Origin of the sequence: Paracoccus ravus (assembly GCF_004522175.1) — a bacterium.
Taxonomy (GTDB): Bacteria; Pseudomonadota; Alphaproteobacteria; order Rhodobacterales; family Rhodobacteraceae; genus Paracoccus; species Paracoccus ravus.
This window is the reverse complement of sequence record NZ_SDEB01000002.1, coordinates 252,491-273,766: the sequence shown is the minus strand read 5'-3', so window position 1 is coordinate 273,766 and position 21,276 is coordinate 252,491. Positions and strand designations below refer to the sequence as shown.

Genomic DNA, 21,276 nt, shown 5'->3' with positions numbered 1-21,276 from the left:
CCTGATAGCCGCTCTTGTCGAAGTTGGCATCCCTTTTCGATCGCTTTCTCGAAACTTGTGGGATTTTTGCTTCACCTTATTTTACCTACTACATCTAGTGGTCTGATCCGCCAAATTTTCCAAACCTTCTCTTTGTGAATCTTTCGTGTCGTTTTCTTCGTGCGATTCGGCCGGGCGGAACCCTGCCGCCGAGAGGTTGCGGACCAAACAAACCCATTGCGTCCCATGCAATCCCATGTCATCCCTTTCCTCACGGAACGGGCATAACGGGACGACAAGATCCCAAGGCGACAAGCAGGCTTCATACAGGCAACCCGCTTCCGGATAACGCCTCCGCGGCGCGCGAGCAGCACCTCCCCCAGGTGGCGCAAACGCGGGGACGATCCCCGAAACTACGGGGCCCAGAGATGGGAACGAGGGCGGCGGATCGGGCAGTGGCAGCAGCCCGATCCGCCCTTTCCATTTCGGAACACCGGAATGGCCGGGACAGTGGTAAGGAGCGCGGGCCAGTGGCACGCAGCAGGTTCAGAGGATCCGAAGAGGTCAAGGTCGACGCGAAAGGTCGCGTTTCGATCCCGGCCAAGTTCCGCCGGGTCTTCGAATCTTGCGACGAGGCATGGGAGACCGGCAAGCGTCCCCGTCTGGTCATCGTCTTCGGCACCCGCGAATGGAAGCACCTTCAGCTTTATACCATGCAAGCGATGGAAGAGATCGACGAGCAGATCTCGGGCCTCGCGCGCGGCAGCGCCGAGCGCAATATCCTTGAAAACATCTATTACGGCCATGCGGAAGAGTCCGAGATCGACAATGACGGTCGCCTCGTCCTGCCGCAGAAACTGCGCGACCGGATCGGGCTGACCGACAGCGCCTTCTTCATCTCTTCGGGTGACAGCCTCAAGGTCTGGAGCCCCACCAATTACGAAGCGCAGGAGAGCGCCCTGGAAGACCTCGTCCCCAATTTCGAACCGGGCGCCGACCCACTGTCGCTGCTCTCGACCGCGCCAAGGGCCGAGGGCTGACATGTCGAGCGCGGATGATCCCCATATCTCGGTTCTGCTCGGGCCTCTCTTGCGGGCCGTGGCTCCGGTTTCGGGTGTTTGGGTCGATGGCACATTCGGCGCGGGCGGTTATGCGCGGGGATTGCTGGCGCAGGGTGCTGCGCGCGTCATCGGCATCGACCGCGACCCGATGGTCTTTCGCATGGCGCAGGAATGGGCCGGTGAGTTTGGCGACCGGCTGACGCTGGTCGAGGGCACCTTCTCGCAGCTTGACGAGTTGGCCGCAGAGCCGGTCGATGGTGTTGTGCTGGACCTTGGCGTCAGTTCGATGCAGCTGGATCAGGCCGAGCGCGGCTTTTCCTTCCTGCGCGACGGACCCTTGGACATGCGGATGGGGGGCGAGGGGCCTTCTGCCGCGGAACTCCTGAACACTGCGCCCGAAGCGGTGATCGCGGACGTGCTGTATCTTTTCGGCGAAGAGCGCGCCTCGCGCCGCATCGCCAAGGCCATCGTCGCGGCGCGGCCGCTGAGCCGCACAGGCGAGTTGGCCGAGATCATCGCGGGCTGCTTGCCGCGTCCCAAGCCGGGCCAGAGCCATCCGGCGACGCGGGCGTTTCAGGCGATCCGGATCTGGGTCAATGATGAATTCGGCCAACTTGTCGCGGGGCTTGCCGCGGCCGAACGCGCGCTGAAACCGGGCGGCAAGCTCGCCGTGGTCAGCTTTCATTCGCTCGAGGATCGCATCGTCAAACGCTTCATGCAGTCCCGCTCGGGCAGTGCCGGGGGCGGCAGCCGCCATGCCCCCGAGGCCAAGCAGGAAGCGCCGGCTTTCACGCTGCCGTTCCGTCGCGCCATTGGCCCTGACGAGGCCGAACTGGCGGCCAATCCGCGGTCGCGCTCGGCCTTGCTGCGTGTCGGCATTCGCACGGAAACGCCGGCCGGGCAGGTTGATCCGAACCTTTTGGGCCTGCCACGGCTGAGTGAAAGGGGCCAGTGATGCGATCGATCCTTTACCTGCTGACGACATTGGCGGTGATGGGGATGGCATTCTGGGCCTATCGCGAAAACTACCGCACGCAGGCCGCCTTCAACGACATGGAGCGCGTCCAGCGCGAGATTGCGTCGCTGCGCGATGATCTGGGCGTCTTGCGCGCCGAATGGGCCTTTCTGAACCGCCCCGCGCGGCTGCGCGAACTGGTTTCGCTGAATATCGAGCAATTGAAGCTGGTGCCCTTCACGGCAGAACAGTTCGTGGATGTGCGGCAGGTTGCCTATCGGGCGGTCCGCCCCAGCCTGCCGATGCCCGGTTTCGCCGATCCCGCCATGGGCAGCGCCGTTCCGCCCGAACCGCCGGTCGAACGGCCGGCCGGGTTCCCGCCCCTCAGACCACAGGAGAGCACGCCATGATCCGCACCCCATTGCGCCCGCTTGCCCGTATTCTGCGCGCCAGGGAAACCGGCGAGAATCCCGACGCGATCGAGGCCGAGAACCGCGCCCTGCGGCACGCCGCCATTCAGGACAGCGCCCGCAAGGGGGCCGAGCGGCGGCTGACCTTCATGGCGATGGTCTTTGTCCTAGCCTTTGGCACGGTGGGGACCCGGATGGCCATGCTCGCGGCCAGCGAACCCAGCGAGCCGCGCGCGCAGGCCTCGGCCAGCCGGATCACCTCGCAGAGGGCCGATATCACCGATCGGCATGGCCGGGTGCTGGCGACGAACCTTCCGACCTATGCGCTTTACGCCCATCCCCGCCAGATGATCGATCCCGAAGGCGCGGCCGAGAAGCTGGCCGCGATCTTTCCCGATCTGGACGCGGCGCGGCTCAAGCGCGATTTCTCTGGCAAGCTGAGCTTTCTGTGGATCCAGAGGACGATCTCGCCCGAACAGATGCAGGCGGTGCATGACATCGGTGAACCCGGCCTGCTGTTCGGCCCGCGCGAGATGCGGCTCTATCCCAATGGCAAGATCGCCAGCCATATTCTGGGCGGCACGAAATTCGGCGACGAGGGCGTCGCCAGCGCGCAGATCCTTGGGACGGGCGGCGTTGAAAAGGCCTTCGACGGATATCTTACCGATCCGACCAAGGACAGCGCGCCGCTGACCCTTTCGGTGGATCTGACCGTTCAGGCCGCCATGGAGGAAGTGCTCTCGAATGGCATGAAGGTCATGAACGCCAAGGGTGCGACCGGCATCGTCATGGAAGTGGCGTCGGGCGAGATCCTCGCGATGGCGAGCCTGCCCGATTTCGACCCGAACCACCGTCCCGCCCCGCTGCTCAAGGGTGATCCGTCGGACAGCCCGCTGTTCAACCGTGCCGTTCAGGGGCAGTACGAACTGGGCTCGACCTTCAAGATCTTTCCGGTGGCGCAGGCCATGGATCTGAAGCTCGTGAATCCCACGACCATGATCAATTCGAAAGCGCCGCTCAAGATCGGGAAATATCTGATCAACGAGTTCCGAGGCCATAACTACGGCAATCAGCTTTCGATCACCGATATCATCGTGAAATCCTCGAATGTGGGGACGGTGCGGGTGGCCCAGCTTCTGGGTGCGGATCGGCAAAAGGAATTCCTGGAGAAACTCGGCTTCTTCGAGGCGACCCCGGTCGAACTGATCGAAGCGCCGGGCGCGAAACCGCTGGTGCCGCGTCGCTGGCCGGCCGTGACTTCGGCGACGGTGGCATTCGGGCACGGTCTCGCCGCAAGTCCGCTTCACCTTGCCTCGGCCTATGCCACCATTGCGAATGGTGGTCGTCGTGTGCTGCCCACATTGATCCGGGACCGCGCGCGTCAGGGCGATCAGGTCTTGTCTCCAGAAGCGGCGCGCAGCGCCGTTCAGTTGCTGCGCCAGGTCGTCGTCCGGGGCAGCGGACGCAGCGCCAATGTCGAGGGATACGAGGTCGCGGGCAAGACCGGAACGGCCGACAAGCCGCGCCCGACAGGCGGCTATTACGGCAACAAGGTGGTTTCGACCTTCGCCTCGGTCTTTCCGGCCAATGATCCGAAATATGTCGTGGTGGTGTCGCTCGACGAACCGACCTCGGTCAAGGGCGGGGGCGAAAGCCGCACCGCAGGCATGACGGCTGCGCCCGTGGCGGGCGAGGTGATCCGCCGTGTCGCGCCGCTTCTGGGGATGCGTCCAATCACCGAGACCCCGCTTCCTGTGGTTGAACGCCCTCTGGCGGATGGGATAAAGCTCGTCTCGAACTGAGAAACGAGGTTTCCGTGACTGACCGGGCCATGCGACTGTCCCTTCTGGGGCTGAGAGGGGACAAGGGGCGCGACCCCGAGGTAACGGGGATCTCGGTTGATTCCCGTGAAGCGAAGCCGGGGCATCTGTTCGCAGCCATGCCCGGCTCGGCCCGCCACGGCGGCGAGTTTATCCAATATGCCTTGCGGCAGGGGGTGGGTGCGATCCTGACCGACCGTCGCGGGGCCGAGATCGCGGCGGCAGAGCTTGCCGCCTCGGATGCCGCTCTGGTCGTGGCCGAGGACCCGCGCGCCGCGCTGGCCGGGGCTGCGGCCTTGTGGTTCGCCGCCCAGCCCGAGACGATGGTGGGCATAACCGGCACTTCCGGCAAGACCTCGGTCGCGAGTTTCACCCGCCAGATCTGGCAGGCTCTGGGCCACAAGGCGATCAGCCTCGGCACCATGGGCGTGCAGGGCGACTATCAGGCGAAGCTTGCCCATACCACGCCCGATCCCCTGACCCTGCACCGGGTCCTGGCCGAGGCCGCGGCGGCGGGCGTGACCCATGCCGCCATGGAAGCCAGTTCGCACGGCCTTGATCAGCGGCGGCTCGACGGGGTGCGGCTGAAGGCAGGTGGTTTCACCAATTTCAGTCAGGACCATCTCGACTATCACAAGAATTTCGACGAGTATTTTGCCGCCAAAGCATTGCTTTTCAATCATATCCTGGATGAAGGTGCGGGTGCGGTCGTCAATATCGACGACCCGCGCGGCCGACAGGTGGCCCAGATCGCCCGCGAGCGCGGCTTGAACCTGACCACCATCGGGCGGGACGGCGCGGCCGATCTGCGCATCCTTGGCCAGCGCTATGACGCGACCGGGCAGGATCTGCGCTTCAGCTGGCAGGGGCAGGCGCACCTGGTGCGGCTTGCGCTGATCGGCGGTTTTCAGGCCGAGAACGTGCTGGCCGCCGCTGGCTTGGTCATTGCCGCAGGCGATGCGCCCGAGCAGGTCTTCGAGACACTGCCGCAGCTTTCCACCGTGCGCGGGCGGATGGAACTGGCCGCCATGCGCGAAAACGGCGCGGCTGTCTTTGTCGATTACAGCCACAAGCCGGGCGCCTTGGCCTCGGCGCTGCAATCGCTGCGTCCGCATGTCATGGGCCGGATTATCGTGGTCTTTGGCGCAGGCGGCGACCGCGACCGCCTGAAGCGCCCGCTGATGGGCGAGGCGGCGCGCGAATTCGCCGATATCGTCTTTGTCACCGACGACAATCCCCGATCCGAGGACCCTGCCGCGATCCGCGCCGAGGTTATGGCGGGCGCGGGCACTGAGGCCATTGAGGTCGGCGACCGGGCCGAGGCGATCCTGCGCGGCGTCGATGCGCTGCAGCCGGGCGATGCGCTTTTGATCGCGGGCAAGGGTCACGAAACCGGCCAGATCATCGGCAATGACATTTACCCCTTTGATGACGCGGAGCAGGCCTCGGTTGCCGTCGCGGCACTGGATGGCAAAATATGACGCTTTGGACTTCTGACGAGGCCGCCGCCGCCACGGGCGGGCGCGCCACCCGCGATTTCGCCATTGGTGGCGTTTCGATCGATACCCGCACGATCCAACCGGGCGATCTCTTCGTGGCGCTTGCCGCCGCCCGTGACGGGCATGACTTCGTGGCGCAGGCCTTGGCGAAAGGCGCGGGTGCTGCCTTGGTCAGTCGCATTCCCGAAGGACTGCCCGAGGATGCGCCGCTGCTGGTCGTGTCCGATGTGCTGGCCGGCCTTGAGGCGCTTGGCCGCGCCGGTCGCGCCCGGATGCGGGGCAAGGTCATCGCCATTACCGGCTCGGTCGGCAAAACATCGACCAAGGAGATGGCCCGCATCGCGCTGACGGGGCAGGGCAAGATCCATGCCGCCGAGGCGAGCTACAACAACCATTGGGGTGTGCCGCTGACGCTGGCGCGGATGCCCGCCGACACTGATTTCGCCATTATCGAGATCGGCATGAACCATCCCGGCGAGATCGAGCCTCTGGCCCGACTCGCGCGACCGCATGTCGCGATGATCACGACGGTGGCTGCCGCCCACCTTGAGGCCTTCGGCGCCATCGAGGGCATCGCACGCGAAAAGGGCGCGATCTTCCGGGGCCTTCTGCAGCCCGGCACGGCCGTCGTCCCCGAGGATCTTACGGTCACACCGATCCTGCGCGATTATGCCGATGAGGCCGGGGCGATCGTCATCGGCTTCGGCCAAAATGGCATGGCGAAGCCGCTGAAAGCCGAGACGGTGGACGGCGTGACGCAGGTCCGCGCGCGGGTGCTGGGCGAGACGCTCGATTTCACGCTGGCCAGTGCCGGGACGCATTTCGTGATGAATGCCGTTGGCGTGCTGGCGGCGCTTGGCGCTGCCGGGGCCGATCTCACGGCGGCGGCAAAGGGGCTCGGCGAGTGGCGTCCGGTTCTGGGCCGCGGCGCGGTCGAGGAACTGGGCGGCATTCGCCTGATCGACGACGCCTATAACTCGAACCCGACCTCGCTTTCGGCGGGGCTTGCGACCTTGGCCCGCCTGACCGGGGGCCGCCGCGTCGCGATCCTTGGCGATATGCTGGAGCTTGGCCCCGAGGAACGCGCCATGCATCAGGGCATGGCCGAGGATGCCTCGATGACGGCGGTCGACCTCGTCCATACCGCAGGCCCGCTGATGCGCGCGCTGCATGAGGCGCTGCCTGAGGCCCGTCGCGGCATCCATGCCGAGAATGCCAGCGAACTCGCCGCAAGGGTCGAAGAGTTGGTGGCGCTCGGCGATATCGTGCTGGTCAAGGGCTCGAAATCCTCGAAAGTCTCGACCGTGGTTGACGCCCTGCGGCGGACACGGCAAAGCACGCCGCCTGGCGAAAGGAACCAGTAATGCTCTATTGGCTTGCGTCCCTGTCTGATGGCGGAGATTTTTTCAATCTTTTCCGGTATATCACCTTCAGGGCGGGCGGCGCGTTCTTTACCGCGCTGATCTTTGGTTTCTTCTTCGGGCGGCCGCTGATCGACCTGCTGCGCCGCAAGCAGAAAAAGGGCCAGCCGATCCGCGATGACGGGCCGCAGAACCATTTCTCCAAGGCGGGCACCCCGACCATGGGCGGTTTCCTGATCCTTGCCGGGCTGGTCGTCGGCACGCTGCTTTGGGCGCGGCTCGACAATGGCTATGTCTGGATCGTGCTGCTGGTCACGCTGGGCTTTGCCGGGATCGGCTTTGCCGATGACTATGCCAAGGTCACCAAGCAGCATCACGCGGGCCTTTCGGGCCGGGTGCGTCTGCTGATCGGGCTGTGCATCTCGGCCGGGGCTGCGGGCTTTGCGGCCTATCTGCATCCCGCGGAAATGAGCGGGCAACTGGCTTTGCCCTTCATGAAGAACGCCTTGCTGAATCTGGGCATTCTCTATGTGCCGTTCTGCGTGCTGGTGATCCTTGGCGCGGCCAATGCGGTGAACCTGACGGACGGTCTGGACGGGCTGGCCATCATGCCGGTGATGATCGCGGCGGGCACGTTCGCGATCATCGCCTATATGGTCGGCCATGCGAATTTCGCGGATTATCTGGGCGTCCATTTCGTGCCGGGCACGGGTGAGCTTGCGGTATTCGTTTCGGCGCTGATCGGGGGTGGCCTCGGCTTCCTGTGGTACAACGCCCCGCCTGCCGCCGTCTTCATGGGCGATACCGGCTCGCTGGCGCTTGGCGGCGCGCTTGGCGCGATCGCGGTCGTCACCAAGCACGAGATCGTTCTGGCGATCGTCGGCGGTCTGTTCGTGGTCGAGGCGCTTTCCGTGATCATCCAGGTGCTCTACTTCAAGCGGACCGGCAAGCGGGTCTTTCTGATGGCCCCGATCCACCACCATTTCGAAAAGAAGGGCTGGGGCGAGGCGCAGATCGTCATCCGTTTCTGGATCATCGCGGTGATCCTTGCGCTGATCGGGCTTGCCACGCTGAAACTGCGTTGAGGCCCCTCGCAACTTCCTTCGAGGGTCAATAATCTTGCCGCGGGGGCGCGACCTGCGCGCCCTGCTTGCCAAGATGAAGGAAGTGCCATGATCCCGGTTCAGGGCGTCGAAAACCAGACCATTGCCGTGCTCGGCCTTGGTCGCTCCGGCCGCGCCACCGCGGCTGCCCTTGCCGCCGGCGGCGCGCATGTTGTCGTCTGGGATGATGGCGTCGACACGCGCGAGCAGGCCGCGGCGGACGGGATGAAGGTGCTGGACCTGACCCGTGACCAAAGCTGGGAGGGCGTATCGGCCCTGATCACCAGCCCCGGCATTCCGCATCTTTACCCCAAGCCTCATCCCGTCATCGCCAAGGCCTATGAGATGGCCGTGCCGGTCGATAATGACATCGGCCTGTTCTTCCGCAGCTTCGCGACACGGGACTGGGACCAGTTCGACACTGCGCCACGGGTCATCGCGATCACCGGTTCGAACGGGAAATCCACGACCACGGCGCTGGTCCATCACATCCTGCGCGAGGCGGGTCGCCCGACCCAGATGGGCGGCAATATCGGCACCGGCGTGTTGTCGCTGGAACCGCCCCATGACGGCGAGGTGGTTGTCCTGGAACTGTCGAGCTACCAGACCGACCTGGCCCGTGCCCTGACGCCCGATGTCGCGGTCTTTACCAATCTTTCGCCCGATCATCTGGACCGCCACGGTGGCCCGGGGGGCTATTTCGGGGCCAAGCGCCGCCTGTTCGCCGAAGGCGGGCCGGATCGCGCCGTGATCGGCGTCGATGAGGTCGAGGGCCGCTATCTGGCAGACCAGCTTTCCATGAGCGCTGCGGATGACCGGGTGATCCGGATTTCCTCGGGCCAGAAGCTCGAGCGCTTCGGCTGGTCGGTCTTTGTCCGCAAGGGGTTCCTGTCGGAATATCGCAAGGGCCGTCAGGTGGCCTCGATCGACCTGCGCGAGGTCACGGGCCTGCCGGGTGAGCACAACCACCAGAATGCCTGCGCCGCCTATGCCGCCGCGCGTTCCGTCGGAATTGCCCCGCGCGAGATCGAGCGCGCCTTCGCGAGCTTCTCGGGCCTGCCGCATCGCAGCCAGACCGTGGCCGAGATCGACGGCGTGCGCTGGGTCAATGACAGCAAGGCGACCAATGTCGATGCCGCTGCCAAGGCGCTGACGGCCTTCCGGAACATTCGCTGGATCGCCGGCGGCATGGGCAAGGAGGGCGGGATCGAGGCGCTTGCCCCGCATCTGGGTCAGGTGGTCAAGGCCTACCTCATCGGCCATTCGGCGCGCGATTTCGCGCTGCAGATCGGCCAGACCCCCTATGAGATCTCCGAGACGATGGAGCAGGCCGTGGCCCATGCCCGTGCCGAGGCCCAGCCCGGCGAGACGGTGCTGCTGGCCCCCGCCGCCGCCAGCTTCGATCAATATCCGAATTTCGAGAAGCGGGGCGAGCATTTCGCGGCTCTGGTTCAGGCCCTCACGCCGTAACCTGACCAAAGGGAGAAGGCCCCGGAGGTTCCGGGGCCTTTGTCTTGGGTTCAGAACGAATAGCCGACGCGGACGCCGATGCCCCAAAGTTCGTTATCGTTGGTTTCGCCGACATCGCGCTTGGCCCCGCTGGGTCCGACGCCCAGATCGGCATCGCCCAGTTTCGAGTAGTTGATCCCGGTCGTGACCTTGATGTTGTCCATCGTGTAGATCGCCGCGACCTGAATCCCCTTGCGTCCGTCATAGGGCGCGAGTGGCGAGATCTTTCCGCCGACCGTCGGTTCATAGTTGAACGCGACCGAACCGGCCCAGTTCTCGGTGAACTTGCGGCCGACGCCCAGCGTGTAGGTCGTGGTATCCTCCAACTCGACCAGCGGAATGACCGTGCCCGGCGGCAAGGCGGGATTGTTCGCGCTGGTGATCGGGAACAGGAAGTTGTCGACCTTGAACTCGGACCATTTGACCCAGCGGATCGAACCGAACAGCAGCGTGTCCTCGGCGATTCCGGTCTGACCTTCCAGCGTCCAGCTGCGCGGGGTCTTGACCGTGTATTCACCCTCGAAGGTCATCGGCAGCGGGCCGCCGCTTTCCGTCATGTCGAAATCATGTTCGATGGGCGAGTTGTAAGTCAGCGAGACGCGCGCGGCATATTCCGGGATCTCATAGGCGACACCCGCGACCCAGCCCATGCCCCAAGCGCCGTCGATCTTGAGGTCATAGCCCGCGGTCGAGGAATAGCCGAGCCCGTCCAGCGACACGCGACCGTCGGCATGCGAGGCGCGCAGCCCGCCATGGACCGAGAAATTGTTGTCGAAACTGTAGCGCAGGATGGCGGTATAGGTCGTCGAATTGATCTCGACCCGCGTGCCGTTGAGAACCGGAGAGCCGCTGATACCGTCGAATTGCGGATAAAGCAGGTCCGAACCGAAGGGCTGTTCCATGATGAACGCGCCCGAGAGGTTCTCGTTGAACTGGTGCTTGTAGGCCAGACCGAAGAAGCCATAGCCCTGCGCCACGTCTCTGGTATCATAGCCCGCGATGTCCTGGCCCTGGATCGTCGGGTCCACGCCACCAAAGCTCAGTTCGACATAATTGCCCTGCTCGAACAGCACGGCCAGCGATTGCGGAGCGCGCTCGATCCCTCCGGCCAGGGCGGGGGCGGTGCTGGCCAGCAGCAGGCCCAGCCCGGTTATTGTTCTTTTCATCTTATCCTCCCATTCGAGCCCCGTTCGGGAACTCAATCGAAGCTTTCGCCGTGAGTTTGCATGCGTCAATCTTATCGGTGAATTGACGCGGCGTCGTAAGGCCGATCACGCAGTGCGTGTAGGACTGCGGCGCGCATACAACAGCAGCGGGACCAGCGACATTCTGTCCGCCGCTGCGCGGCAAGGCTGGACATTCCCCGCGGCCCATGAAATGGGAAACTGCCAAACGAACCCCTGATAGGATGCTCCCATGCAGATTCGTGAGGCTCTGACCTTCGACGACGTTCTTCTCGTACCTGCGGCTTCCTCGGTGATGCCCTCGACGGCCGATGTGACGACTTTCGTCACCAAGCAGATCCGGATGAACATTCCCCTGCTCTCCAGCGCCATGGATACGGTGACCGAAAGCCGTATGGCGATTGCCATGGCCCAGGCGGGCGGGATCGGCGTGATCCACCGCAACCTGACCGCCGAGCAGCAGGCCGACGAGGTTCGCCGCGTCAAGCGTTTCGAATCGGGCATTGTCTATGACCCGATCACCTTGCGCCCCGACCAGACCATCGCCGATGCCAAGGCCCTGCAGGCGCGTTACAATGTCACCGGCTTCCCGGTCGTCGATGAAGCGGGCCGCGTTCTTGGCATTATCACCAATCGGGACATGCGCTTCGCCAGCGACGACCGCACCCCGGTCCATGCCGTGATGACCGGCGACAATCTGGCTGTCCTGCGCGAGCCCGCCGACCGGGCCGAGGCGATCAGCCTGATGAAGGCGCGCCGTATCGAGAAGCTCCTGATCACCAATGGCGAGGGCCGCCTGACGGGCCTGCTGACCCTCAAGGATACCGAGCAATCGGTCCTGAACCCGCTGGCCTGCAAGGACGATCTGGGCCGGCTGCGTGTGGCCGCCGCCTCGACCGTGGGCGAGGAAGGCTATGAGCGCAGCGTCGCGCTGGTCGAGGCTGGCGTGGACATGGTCGTGATCGACACCGCGCATGGCCATTCCGAAGGCGTGGCCAAGGCCGTGTCCCGGATCAAGTCCTTCTCGAACGAGGTGCAGGTCGTCGCGGGCAATGTGGCAACCGCCGCTGCCGCCAAGGCGCTGATCGACGCGGGCGCGGATGCGATCAAGGTCGGGATCGGGCCGGGTTCGATCTGCACGACCCGGATCGTGGCCGGCGTCGGAGTTCCGCAACTGACCGCGATCATGGATGCCGTCTCGGGGGCGGGCGATATTCCGGTCATCGCCGATGGCGGGATCAAGTTTTCGGGCGATTTCGCCAAGGCCATTGCCGCGGGCGCAAGCTGCGCCATGGTCGGCTCGGCTATTGCGGGGACCGATGAAAGCCCCGGTGAGGTGATCCTTTATCAGGGCCGCAGCTTCAAATCCTATCGCGGCATGGGCAGCCTTGGCGCCATGGCGCGGGGTTCCGCCGATCGCTATTTCCAAAAGGACGCGGCCTCGGACAAGCTGGTCCCCGAGGGGATCGAGGGGCAGGTGCCTTACAAGGGCTCGGCGGCCGCAGTCATTCATCAACTCGTGGGCGGCCTGCGCGCGGCCATGGGCTATACCGGCAATGCAACCGTGGCCGAGATGCGGGGCGGCTGCGAGTTTGTCCGCATCACGGGCGCGGGGCTCAAGGAAAGCCATGTCCATGACGTGCAGATCACCCGCGAAAGCCCGAACTACCGTCTGGGCTGAAGCGAAGAGCTGAACGAATGGTTTGAGATGGCCCGGACCCGAGAGGGGCCGGGCCGTTTTCTTGCGGGCATGCTCGCGCGTCCGTTGCTTCTCATCACCGGCATCGTCGCCTATGATATGCGGATGCTTTTCAAACCGACCCGGATGAACTTGATGAAACCAGCCTTTTCCGCCCTTGCCCTATTGGTCTCTCTTGCCGCCTGCGCTCCGGCACCGGTGCCCGAGCCGATCCCGGCCGTTCAGCCGATTCCCGTCACTCCCGTCGCCGGGGTGTCGGGCCTCGAATCGCGAGAGCCGGATGCCTGCCACGCCAAGGACTATGTCGCAGCCCTGGGTCAGCCGGGCTCCGTGATCCCTGGTCTGGGCATCACGCGCGAATATCGCGTCGTCGAGTATCGCGGGATCGAATCGCAGGAATACAACCCTTTGCGTATCGTCTTCCGCCTCGATGCGTCGGGCAACATCTACAACATCGATTGCGGCTGATTTTCGGCATGAACCGGGGCGGGGCGGCGCGCCACTTCGCCCCCTCCCGCGACCGGCTTCACCCGAAACCGAAAATTAATCGTCCCGGCATAGCCTGATGCGCAGGTTGCGAATGGCGGGGCATGCGCATTTTTCTGACATTGGGCGTTGTTCTGGCGCTTGCCGGCACGGCTGGCCGCGCCGAGGCGATGGCCGCGGCCGAGATCTGCGAATGGGCCGCCATTCAGGCCGCGCATGAAACCGGAGTTCCGCCCGATATTCTGGGCGCGCTGACCCTGACAGAAACTGGGCGCAGGCATGGGGGCACCGTCCGCCCCTGGGCCTGGAGCGTCAATTCCGAGGGCGAGGGGACATGGTTCGATGATGCCCTGGCGGCCCTGACCTATGCGCGTGACCGGCTTGCGCAGGGCGTCACGAATCTGGATATCGGCTGCTTCCAGTTGAACTATCGCTGGCATGGCGAAAATTTTACCTCGGTCGAGCGGATGTTCGATCCGCTGGAATCGGCCCGTTACGCCGCGAGATTCCTGCGCGATCTCCGTGCTGAAAGCGGTGATTGGCGGCGGGCCGCTGGCATGTTCCATTCGCGGACAAGACGCCATGCCGAGCGCTATCTTGCCCGGTTCGACGCGATCCACGCTTCGTTGATATCGCGCGGTTTCGACAGGATGCACGAGCCGCCGGGGACATATAACAGCTTCGCCTCGGTCGATTCGGCGCAGCGCCTGCGGGTCAGAGAGCGTCTGACATTGCTTGGGGCCCCTCTGGGGACCAAGCCCACGGGCGCGGCGGGCTCGCTGGCCGCGATCGGGTCCGGGCGCGGTTCGCCTTTGACCGCCGCACGCGGCCCGCTGCTTTTCACCCGCGCGCAGGGGCCATTGCTGGGCGCCGCGGGGCAGGATCCCCCCGTGCCGCCCTGAGGCGAAGGATTGACATTGGCGGGCGCAGCGCATTTTTGGGACCCGCCCCAAGGAATAGTGACTCGAATGACCCCTGCCGCGCGTGCACAGGCCGCAATAACCGTGCTTGATCAGATCCTCTCTGGCGAGCCCGCCGAAGCCGCGCTGCTGCGCTGGTCGCGCGCGAGCCGCTTTGCCGGCTCTGGCGACCGCGCCGCTGTCCGGGATCTGGTCTTCGATGCCTTGCGGTGCCGCGACAGCCGGGCCGCTCTGGGCGGTGCGCTGAGCGGACGTGGTCTCATCCTCGGCATGTGCCGCGAGGAAGGTCTGGACCCCGCCCTGATCTTTTCGGGCTCCGGGCACGGTCCCGATCCGCTGGCCGACAGCGAATTGACCGGAGGCCGGCAGCCCGATGATGACGAGGCGCTGGACCTGCCGGGATGGCTTTTGCCAAGTTGGCGCATGGCTTTGGGCGAGCAGGCCGGGCCGATCGCACGCGCGATGCGCGAGCGGGCTCCGGTCTGGCTGCGGATCAACACGCGACTCGCCGATACCGCTTCCACCCAGCGTTGCCTGGCCGAAGAGGGGATCGAGGCCGAGCCCAGCCGTGATCTGCCATCGGCCCTTTGCGTGCGCGCGGGGGCGCGGCGGATCGCTTCGTCGCGGGCCTATCTCGAAGGCATGGTCGAGTTGCAGGATCTGTCGCCGCAGCTCGCTTGCGCAGAGCTTCCCCAGGCCGCGACGGTACTGGATTTCTGCGCCGGCGGCGGCGGCAAGTCCCTCGCGCTCGCGGCGCGGGGCGGGGCGAAGATCATCGCCCATGACGCGAATCATGACCGGATGCGCGATCTGCCTGCCCGGGCGAAACGGGCAAGGGCGCGCATCGAGATCGCCAAGCCGGGCCAGGTGCTGGGGGATTTCGATCTGGTGCTGGCCGATGTCCCCTGTTCGGGAAGCGGCACCTGGCGGCGCACGCCCGATGCGAAATGGCGTCTGACCGCACAGGGCTTTCAGGATCTGCTGGGGCTGCAGGCGCGGATCATGTCAGAAGCCGCCGGACATGTCGCGGCAGGTGGGCATCTTGCCTATATGACCTGCTCGCTGCTGCGCGAGGAAAACCAGGACCAAGTCGCTGCGTTCCTTGCGCAAGCGGCGTTCGAGCCGGTCATGCAGCAGATTTTCACGCCACTCGATGCCTCGGACGGGTTTTTCGTCGCGGTCATGCGACGCCGTTAACCTGTGCTTAACCCCCGCAGCCTTACAGAGGCGATGCGCGGGGAATGAATGGCAAGGCTTGTGACGACGTCGGGTGTGCGGAACGGGAATTTGGGACGGTCGGCAGTCATGCCGAGGCCAAGGGGCTGTCTTGCGATACGGGGCATGCGGGCATGATGATCTGGGCCGGATTCGCCGGATGCAGCGCCTTGCTGATGCTCTTTGCCGTCAGGAAGCTCGCGCCTCTCCCCGAGATCTGGGGCGATTGGCTTGCCCTCAGACGCCTGGGAAAGCGACCGGAATTGCAGCTTGGGGTCACCCTCGTCGCCGGCAGGACAGGCGAAATCCTGATGCAAAGCGCCGCGTCGCGCGATTTGCTCGGGGATCTTCGTGGCAAGAGCATCGAGCGGATACTGGGTGTCGCCCATGCCGATCCTGCGGTCATTCGCCAAGAGATTTGCCGTGCTCTGGCAAGGTTGGGGCAGGCGCGGGTGGATTTGGGCGATTACGGCCGGTTCCAGATCCTGCGCGCCGGGCGCGCCCCGCTTCAACTCTGGCAGGCCGAGCCCGCGCCCGATGTCGTGCCGGTCGTGCTCGAACCGGTCGATGCCATCGACGCCTTGCCTGTGGCGATTGTGACATTGGACCGCAGGGCGGCGATCATCTATGCGAATGATGCGGCGCGCAGCTTGCTGGGTCCGGTGCGCGCGGAACAGTCGCTGACCCTGTTCCTCGACGGTCTCGGCCGCGATCTGCGGGATTGGGTCGAGGATATCTCCGAGGGCCGCATGGCCGGGGGATCCGAGGTTCTGCACCTGAAAGGAGGCGAGACGGATCGCTTCGTGCAGGTCAATCTGACGCGCATCGCGGGCGGGCGCGTCACGGCGATCTTGTCGGATGCCAGCGCGCTGAAGACACTCGAGGCACAATTCGTCCAAAGTCAGAAAATGCAGGCCATCGGCCAGCTCGCGGGCGGCATCGCGCATGATTTCAACAATTTGCTGACGGCCATATCGGGGCATTGCGACCTCTTGATGCTGCGGCGCGACAAGGCGGATCCCGATTTCTCGGATCTGGACCAGATCAGCCAGAATGCCAATCGTGCGGCGGCACTTGTCCGGCAGCTGCTGGCCTTTTCGCGCAAACAGACGCTGAAGCCGCAGATCATGGACTTGCGCGACACGCTGTCGGAACTGACCCATCTGCTGAACCGGCTGGTCGGCGAGCATATCACCCTGACCTTCGATCACGACCCCTCGCTGCGGATGGTCCGCGCCGACAAGCGCCAGTTCGAGCAGGTGATCATGAACCTCGTGGTCAATGCGCGGGACGCCATGCCTGCGGGCGGGGATGTCGTCGTGACGACCGCGAATTTCAATTCCAGCCAGCCCAGTCAGGTCGGGCGGGTCACGCTGCCTGCCGGAGAATATGTCATGGTGCGGGTCAAGGATCACGGCTGCGGCATTGCCGAGCACGACCGCAGCAAGATCTTTGAGCCCTTCTTTACCACCAAGCGGACCGGCGAAGGCACCGGACTGGGCCTGTCCACGGCTTACGGAATAGTGAAGCAGACCGGCGGCTATATCTTCTGCGACAGTGTCCTGGGCGAGGGGACGACGTTTTCGCTCTATTTTCCGGCGCATGACCGGGTTTCCCAGAGCCTTGGCGACGAGCCGGAAAAGGCCAGCGCCGCGCTTCGCCCAGATGCCGAGGCGACGGTGCTTCTGGTCGAGGACGAAGCCCCCGTTCGGGCCTTTGCGAGCCGGGCCCTGAAACTGCAGGGCTTCAACGTGATCGAGGCCTGCTGCGCCGAGGATGCGCTGGAACTCCTGGCCGATGATCGCCTGCATGTCGATGTTTTCGTGACGGATGTGATCATGCCCGGCATGGACGGACCCGCCTGGGTCAGAACGGCCCTGCGCAACCGGCCGGACGCGCGCGTCATCTACATGTCGGGCTATACCGAGGACGTATTTTCGGAAAGCTTCGGCGCGCAGCCCGACGCGGCCTTTCTGGCCAAACCCTTTTCGCTTTCGGATCTGACCGCGCTCGTGGCGCGACAGCTCGAAATGCCGCCTTGGAGCGCAGGGCAACCCTCGGCCTCCGAGCTTCGCAACGCGCCGGGCTGACGGTGGCGGGCAGACAGGCGCGCGCCTCGATCAGGGCCTGACCCCTTGCGCTGCGCAGGACCGCCAATTTGCGGGCAAAATGCCGTGGATTGCTGGACAGCCGCAATGGCTGGGGCTAGACCGGGCGGCAACCCGGTTCTGGCCGGACAGGACGCAACCGTTTTGCGATGAAGGCCCGACATGCCCAGTTTGAACGAAATCCGCTCGACCTTTCTGAACTTCTTTGAACGCAACGGCCACCGTGTCGTCGAGTCGAGCCCGCTTGTTCCGCGCAACGACCCCACCCTGATGTTCACCAACTCGGGCATGGTCCAGTTCAAGAACCTGTTCACCGGGGTCGAGACCCGAGATTACAACCGCGCCACCACCGCGCAGAAATGCGTGCGCGCCGGCGGCAAGCACAACGACCTCGACAATGTCGGCTATACCGCGCGCCACCATACTTTCTTCGAGATGCTGGGGAACTTCAGCTTCGGCGATTATTTCAAGACGCAGGCGATCCCCTATGCTTGGGAACTGCTGACCAAGGATTTCGGCATTCCCAAGGACAAGCTCCTGGTCACTGTCTATCACACCGATGACGAGGCCGCCGATATCTGGAAGAAGGTCGCGGGCCTTTCCGACGACCGCATCATCCGCATCCCGACGAGTGACAACTTCTGGCAGATGGGCCCGACCGGTCCCTGCGGCCCCTGCACCGAGATCTTCTACGATCACGGCGACAAGATCTGGGGTGGCCCGCCCGGTTCGGCGGACGAGGATGGCGATCGCTTCATCGAGATCTGGAACCTCGTCTTCATGCAGAACGAGCAGTTCGAGGATGGCTCGATGCGCGCCCTCGACATGCAGTCGATCGATACCGGCATGGGGCTCGAGCGGATCGGCGCGCTGCTGCAAGGCAAGCACGACAACTATGATACCGACCTGATGCGCAGCCTGATCGAGGCCTCGGCGCATGCGACCTCGAATGATCCCGATGGTCCGGGCAAGGTGCATCACCGCGTGATCGCCGACCACCTGCGCTCGACCTCGTTCCTGATCGCGGATGGCGTGATGCCGTCGAACGAGGGCCGTGGGTATGTGCTGCGCCGCATCATGCGCCGCGCCATGCGTCACGCCCATATTCTGGGTGCGAAAGATCCGGTCATGTTTAAGCTGGTCCCCGCGCTGGTGCGCGAGATGGGCGCCGCTTATCCCGAGCTTGGCCGCGCGCAGGCGCTGATCGAAGAAACCCTGAAGCTGGAAGAAACCCGCTTCAAGCAGACGCTGGATCGCGGTCTACGTCTGCTGGATGACGAGCTGTCGCGCCTTCCCGAAGGGGCGAACCTGCCCGGCGAGGCGGCCTTTAAGCTTTACGACACCTACGGTTTCCCGCTGGACCTGACGCAGGATGCGCTGCGCGAAAAGGGCCGCGCGGTTGACACCGAAGGCTTCGACACCGCTATGGCGGAACAGAAGGCCAAGGCCCGCGCCGCTTGGGCCGGCTCGGGTGAGACGAAGGATGCCGCGATCTGGTTCGACCTTGCCGAAGAGCACGGCGCGACCGAATTCCTTGGCTATGACACCGAGGAAAGCGAAGGCCAGATCCTTGCCCTCGTGCAGGATGGCGCAGCGATCGAGGCCGCGACTGAAGGCCAGCAGATCCAGATCGTCGTCAACCAGACGCCGTTTTATGGCGAATCCGGCGGCCAAGTCGGCGATACGGGTCTGATCAAAACCGAGACCGGCGCGGCCCGCGTGACCGACACCAAGAAATCGGGTGGCCTGTTCTTCCACGTCGCCGAGGTCACATTGGGGACGATCAGCCGTGGTCAGGGCGCGCAATTGGCCGTCGATCACGACCGCCGTGGCGCGATCCGGGCGAATCACTCGGCCACGCACCTGCTGCACGAGGCGCTCCGCCGCGCGCTGGGTGAGCATGTCGCACAGCGCGGCAGCTTGAACGCGCCGGACCGTCTGCGCTTTGACTTCAGCCACACCAAGGCTCTGACCAGCGAAGAGATCGCGCAGGTCGAGCGTGAGGTAAACGACTTCATCCGCCAGAACAGCCCGGTCGAGACCCGCATCATGACCCCGGACGATGCCCGCGGTCTTGGCGCGCAGGCTTTGTTCGGGGAGAAATACGGCGACGAAGTACGCGTCGTTTCGATGGGCGAGTTGACCGGTTCGGGCAAAGGCGTGAGCGGCAAGACCTATTCGCTGGAGCTTTGCGGCGGCACCCATGTCGGGCGCACCGGCGATATCGGCATGTTCGCGCTGACCTCGGAAACCGCTTCCGCCGCCGGCATTCGCCGGATCGAGGCGCTGACCGGTCAGGCGGCGATGGACGCGCTGCGTCGCGTCGATGGCGAACTGGCCGAGGTCGCGGGCATCGTCAAGGCGCAGGCCGGCGACGTGGTGAACAAGGTCCGCGCACTGGCGGATGAGCGCAAGGCGCTGGCCAATGAGGTAGCGCAACTCAAGCGCCAACTGGCGATGGGCGGGGGTTCCGATGAAGCCCCCAAGGAAATCAACGGCATCAAGCTGATCGCCCGTCGCGTCGAGGGCGTCTCGGGCAAGGAACTCGGCCCGCTGGTCGATGAGATGAAAGCCCAGCTTGGCTCGGGTGCCGTGGTCGTTCTGGCCGAGGCCGATGGCAAGGCCACCGTCGCGGCGGGTGTCACGCCTGACCTGACCTCCCGCGTCACGGCTGTCGAACTGGTGCAGGCCGCGACCGCAGCGCTTGGCGGCAAGGGCGGCGGTGGCCGTCCCGACCGCGCACAGGGCGGTGCGCCCAGCCTCGACGCCGCCGACAGCGCCATTTCCGCCATCGAGACCCTGATCGGAGAGAAAGCATGACCGCGCTTTGGATTGCCCATGTCAACGTGACCAATCCCGACAGCTATGGCGAATATGCCAAGCTGGCCGGGCCAGCCATCGCCGCGCATGGCGGGGCTTTCCTCGCGCGTGGCTCGCGCTATGTGCAGCTTGAAGGGAATGAGCGCGCCCGCAATGTCGTCGCGCGTTTCCCCAGCGTCGAAGATGCGGTTGCCTGCTATCATTCACCTGAATATCAGGCTGCCCTCGAATTCGCCAAAGGTGCCGCGGAACGCGATCTTGTGATCGTCGAGGAAAACCCGGCCTAAGACTAATTGGTGATTCCTCAAGCTTTTCGTGCCAAGCTTCAGAAAAAGCACGAAAGGGGACAGGCATGTGTCGCTGGGCAGCCTATATCGGCAGTCCGATCTTTCTTGAGGACGTGATCTGCCGGCCCGGCCATTCGCTGGTCCGGCAAAGCCAGGGCGCGACGCGCTGCCATACGCCGGTCAATGCTGATGGTTTCGGCATGGCGTGGTATGGCGAGCGCGAAGAGCCGGGGCTTTACCGCGACATCATGCCCGCATGGTCGGACAGCAACTTGCGCAGCCTGACCGCCACGCTGAAATCGCATCTGTTTCTGGCCCATGTCCGGGCCTCGACCGGCACTGCGACCAGCCGCAACAATTGCCACCCCTTCGTCGTCGGCAAGTGGAGCTTCATGCATAATGGCCAGTTTGGCGGCTATGACCGCTATCGCCGCCATGCAGAGGTGTTGATCCCCGACGAATACTACGCGCATCGTAAAGGCGCGACCGATAGCGAGGCGTTGTTCTTGATGGCTTTGGGCGAGGGGATGGACAGCGATCCCGCCCGTGCGATGGCCGTCGCCACGGCGCGCTTCGAGGCTTTGGCTCGGCAGAAAGGCGAAGCGCCGCATGTCCGCCTGACTGCAGCCTTTTCCGATGGGCAAAGGCTTTATGCCCTGCGCTATGCCAGCGACAACCAAGCGCCGACCTTATTCCATCGCTGGTCGGATACGCGCGGTGGTCGGGCAGTGGTGTCAGAACCGCTTGAGACGGATGAGACGGATTGGTTAGAAGTTCCGCCCCAAAGCTTCTGCGTCTTTGACGGGGCGGATCTGGTCGTGACACCGTTTGTGCCGAATGAGGCGCAATTGGCGGCCTGA

17 protein-coding genes are annotated in these 21,276 nt (G+C 64.5%); 16 read left to right on the top strand and 1 reads right to left on the bottom strand.

Translation table 11 applies throughout. The features are described from left to right. Positions 1 to 509 precede the first annotated feature (509 nt). The 8 genes from mraZ to murD all read left to right on the top strand — a co-directional run bounded on the left by mraZ (position 510) and on the right by murD (position 9,658). Entirely contained in the window at positions 510 to 1,019 is a 510-nt protein-coding gene (mraZ, locus tag ESZ60_RS03195) for a division/cell wall cluster transcriptional repressor MraZ (protein ID WP_134678958.1), read from the top strand. A 1-nt stretch (position 1,020) separates the two neighbouring features. After that, on the top strand, positions 1,021 to 1,995 hold the full coding sequence (gene rsmH / locus ESZ60_RS03190; RefSeq protein WP_134678957.1) for a 16S rRNA (cytosine(1402)-N(4))-methyltransferase RsmH: 975 nt from the start codon (positions 1,021 to 1,023) through the stop codon (positions 1,993 to 1,995). Then, positions 1,995 to 2,405, top strand: coding sequence for a cell division protein FtsL (ftsL, locus tag ESZ60_RS03185; protein WP_134678956.1), 411 nt, complete (start codon positions 1,995 to 1,997; stop codon positions 2,403 to 2,405). The genes rsmH and ftsL overlap by 1 nt, the downstream gene beginning before the upstream one ends. Next, positions 2,402 to 4,207, top strand: coding sequence for a peptidoglycan D,D-transpeptidase FtsI family protein (locus tag ESZ60_RS03180; RefSeq protein ID WP_134678955.1), 1,806 nt, complete (start codon positions 2,402 to 2,404; stop codon positions 4,205 to 4,207). Before ftsL ends, ESZ60_RS03180 begins: the two co-directional genes overlap by 4 nt. 29 nt (positions 4,208 to 4,236) lie before the next feature. Continuing rightward, positions 4,237 to 5,706, top strand: a complete 1,470-nt coding sequence (locus ESZ60_RS03175; protein ID WP_134679014.1) for a UDP-N-acetylmuramoyl-L-alanyl-D-glutamate--2,6-diaminopimelate ligase — start codon at positions 4,237 to 4,239, stop codon at positions 5,704 to 5,706. Further along, complete coding sequence (locus tag ESZ60_RS03170) at positions 5,703 to 7,088, top strand: UDP-N-acetylmuramoyl-tripeptide--D-alanyl-D-alanine ligase (protein WP_134678954.1); 1,386 nt, start codon at positions 5,703 to 5,705, stop codon at positions 7,086 to 7,088. Before ESZ60_RS03175 ends, ESZ60_RS03170 begins: the two co-directional genes overlap by 4 nt. Beyond that, positions 7,088 to 8,170: a phospho-N-acetylmuramoyl-pentapeptide-transferase gene (gene mraY, locus ESZ60_RS03165; protein WP_134678953.1), complete on the top strand. Its 1,083-nt coding sequence runs from the start codon at positions 7,088 to 7,090 to the stop codon at positions 8,168 to 8,170. Before ESZ60_RS03170 ends, mraY begins: the two co-directional genes overlap by 1 nt. Before the next feature lie 87 nt (positions 8,171 to 8,257). Further along, positions 8,258 to 9,658, top strand: a complete 1,401-nt coding sequence (gene murD, locus ESZ60_RS03160) for a UDP-N-acetylmuramoyl-L-alanine--D-glutamate ligase (protein ID WP_134678952.1) — start codon at positions 8,258 to 8,260, stop codon at positions 9,656 to 9,658. Positions 9,659 to 9,708: 50 nt separating this feature from the next. Here murD and ESZ60_RS03155 read toward each other — a convergent pair whose 3' ends face one another. Further along, a complete protein-coding gene (locus ESZ60_RS03155) occupies positions 9,709 to 10,863 on the bottom strand; it encodes an OmpP1/FadL family transporter (protein WP_134678951.1) in 1,155 nt (384 codons plus the stop codon). Between the two features lie 250 nt (positions 10,864 to 11,113). Here ESZ60_RS03155 and guaB point away from each other — a divergent pair, with 250 nt between their 5' ends. The 8 genes from guaB to ESZ60_RS03115 all read left to right on the top strand — a co-directional run bounded on the left by guaB (position 11,114) and on the right by ESZ60_RS03115 (position 21,276). Next, positions 11,114 to 12,562, top strand: coding sequence for an IMP dehydrogenase (gene guaB / locus ESZ60_RS03150; protein ID WP_134678950.1), 1,449 nt, complete (start codon positions 11,114 to 11,116; stop codon positions 12,560 to 12,562). A 27-nt stretch (positions 12,563 to 12,589) separates the two neighbouring features. Then, positions 12,590 to 13,048 carry a hypothetical protein gene (locus ESZ60_RS03145; protein WP_245155555.1) on the top strand — a complete coding sequence of 153 codons (459 nt, stop codon included), beginning with the start codon at positions 12,590 to 12,592 and terminating at the stop codon, positions 13,046 to 13,048. 122 nt (positions 13,049 to 13,170) lie between these two features. After that, the gene (locus tag ESZ60_RS03140) at positions 13,171 to 13,968 is read left to right on the top strand and encodes a lysozyme family protein (protein ID WP_134678949.1); all 798 of its coding nucleotides are present in this window, start codon (positions 13,171 to 13,173) and stop codon (positions 13,966 to 13,968) included. Positions 13,969 to 14,034: 66 nt separating this feature from the next. Further along, positions 14,035 to 15,183 (top strand): RsmB/NOP family class I SAM-dependent RNA methyltransferase, encoded by a 1,149-nt coding sequence (locus tag ESZ60_RS03135; protein WP_134678948.1) that lies wholly within the window; start codon positions 14,035 to 14,037, stop codon positions 15,181 to 15,183. A gap of 152 nt (positions 15,184 to 15,335) precedes the next feature. Continuing rightward, positions 15,336 to 17,291, top strand: coding sequence for an ATP-binding protein (locus tag ESZ60_RS03130; protein WP_245155554.1), 1,956 nt, complete (start codon positions 15,336 to 15,338; stop codon positions 17,289 to 17,291). 180 nt (positions 17,292 to 17,471) lie between these two features. Beyond that, on the top strand, positions 17,472 to 20,129 hold the full coding sequence (alaS, locus tag ESZ60_RS03125; protein ID WP_134678946.1) for an alanine--tRNA ligase: 2,658 nt from the start codon (positions 17,472 to 17,474) through the stop codon (positions 20,127 to 20,129). Next, positions 20,126 to 20,416: a DUF1330 domain-containing protein gene (locus tag ESZ60_RS03120; RefSeq protein ID WP_134678945.1), complete on the top strand. Its 291-nt coding sequence runs from the start codon at positions 20,126 to 20,128 to the stop codon at positions 20,414 to 20,416. Before alaS ends, ESZ60_RS03120 begins: the two co-directional genes overlap by 4 nt. Positions 20,417 to 20,481: 65 nt before the next feature. Then, positions 20,482 to 21,276, top strand: a complete 795-nt coding sequence (locus ESZ60_RS03115) for a class II glutamine amidotransferase (protein WP_134678944.1) — start codon at positions 20,482 to 20,484, stop codon at positions 21,274 to 21,276.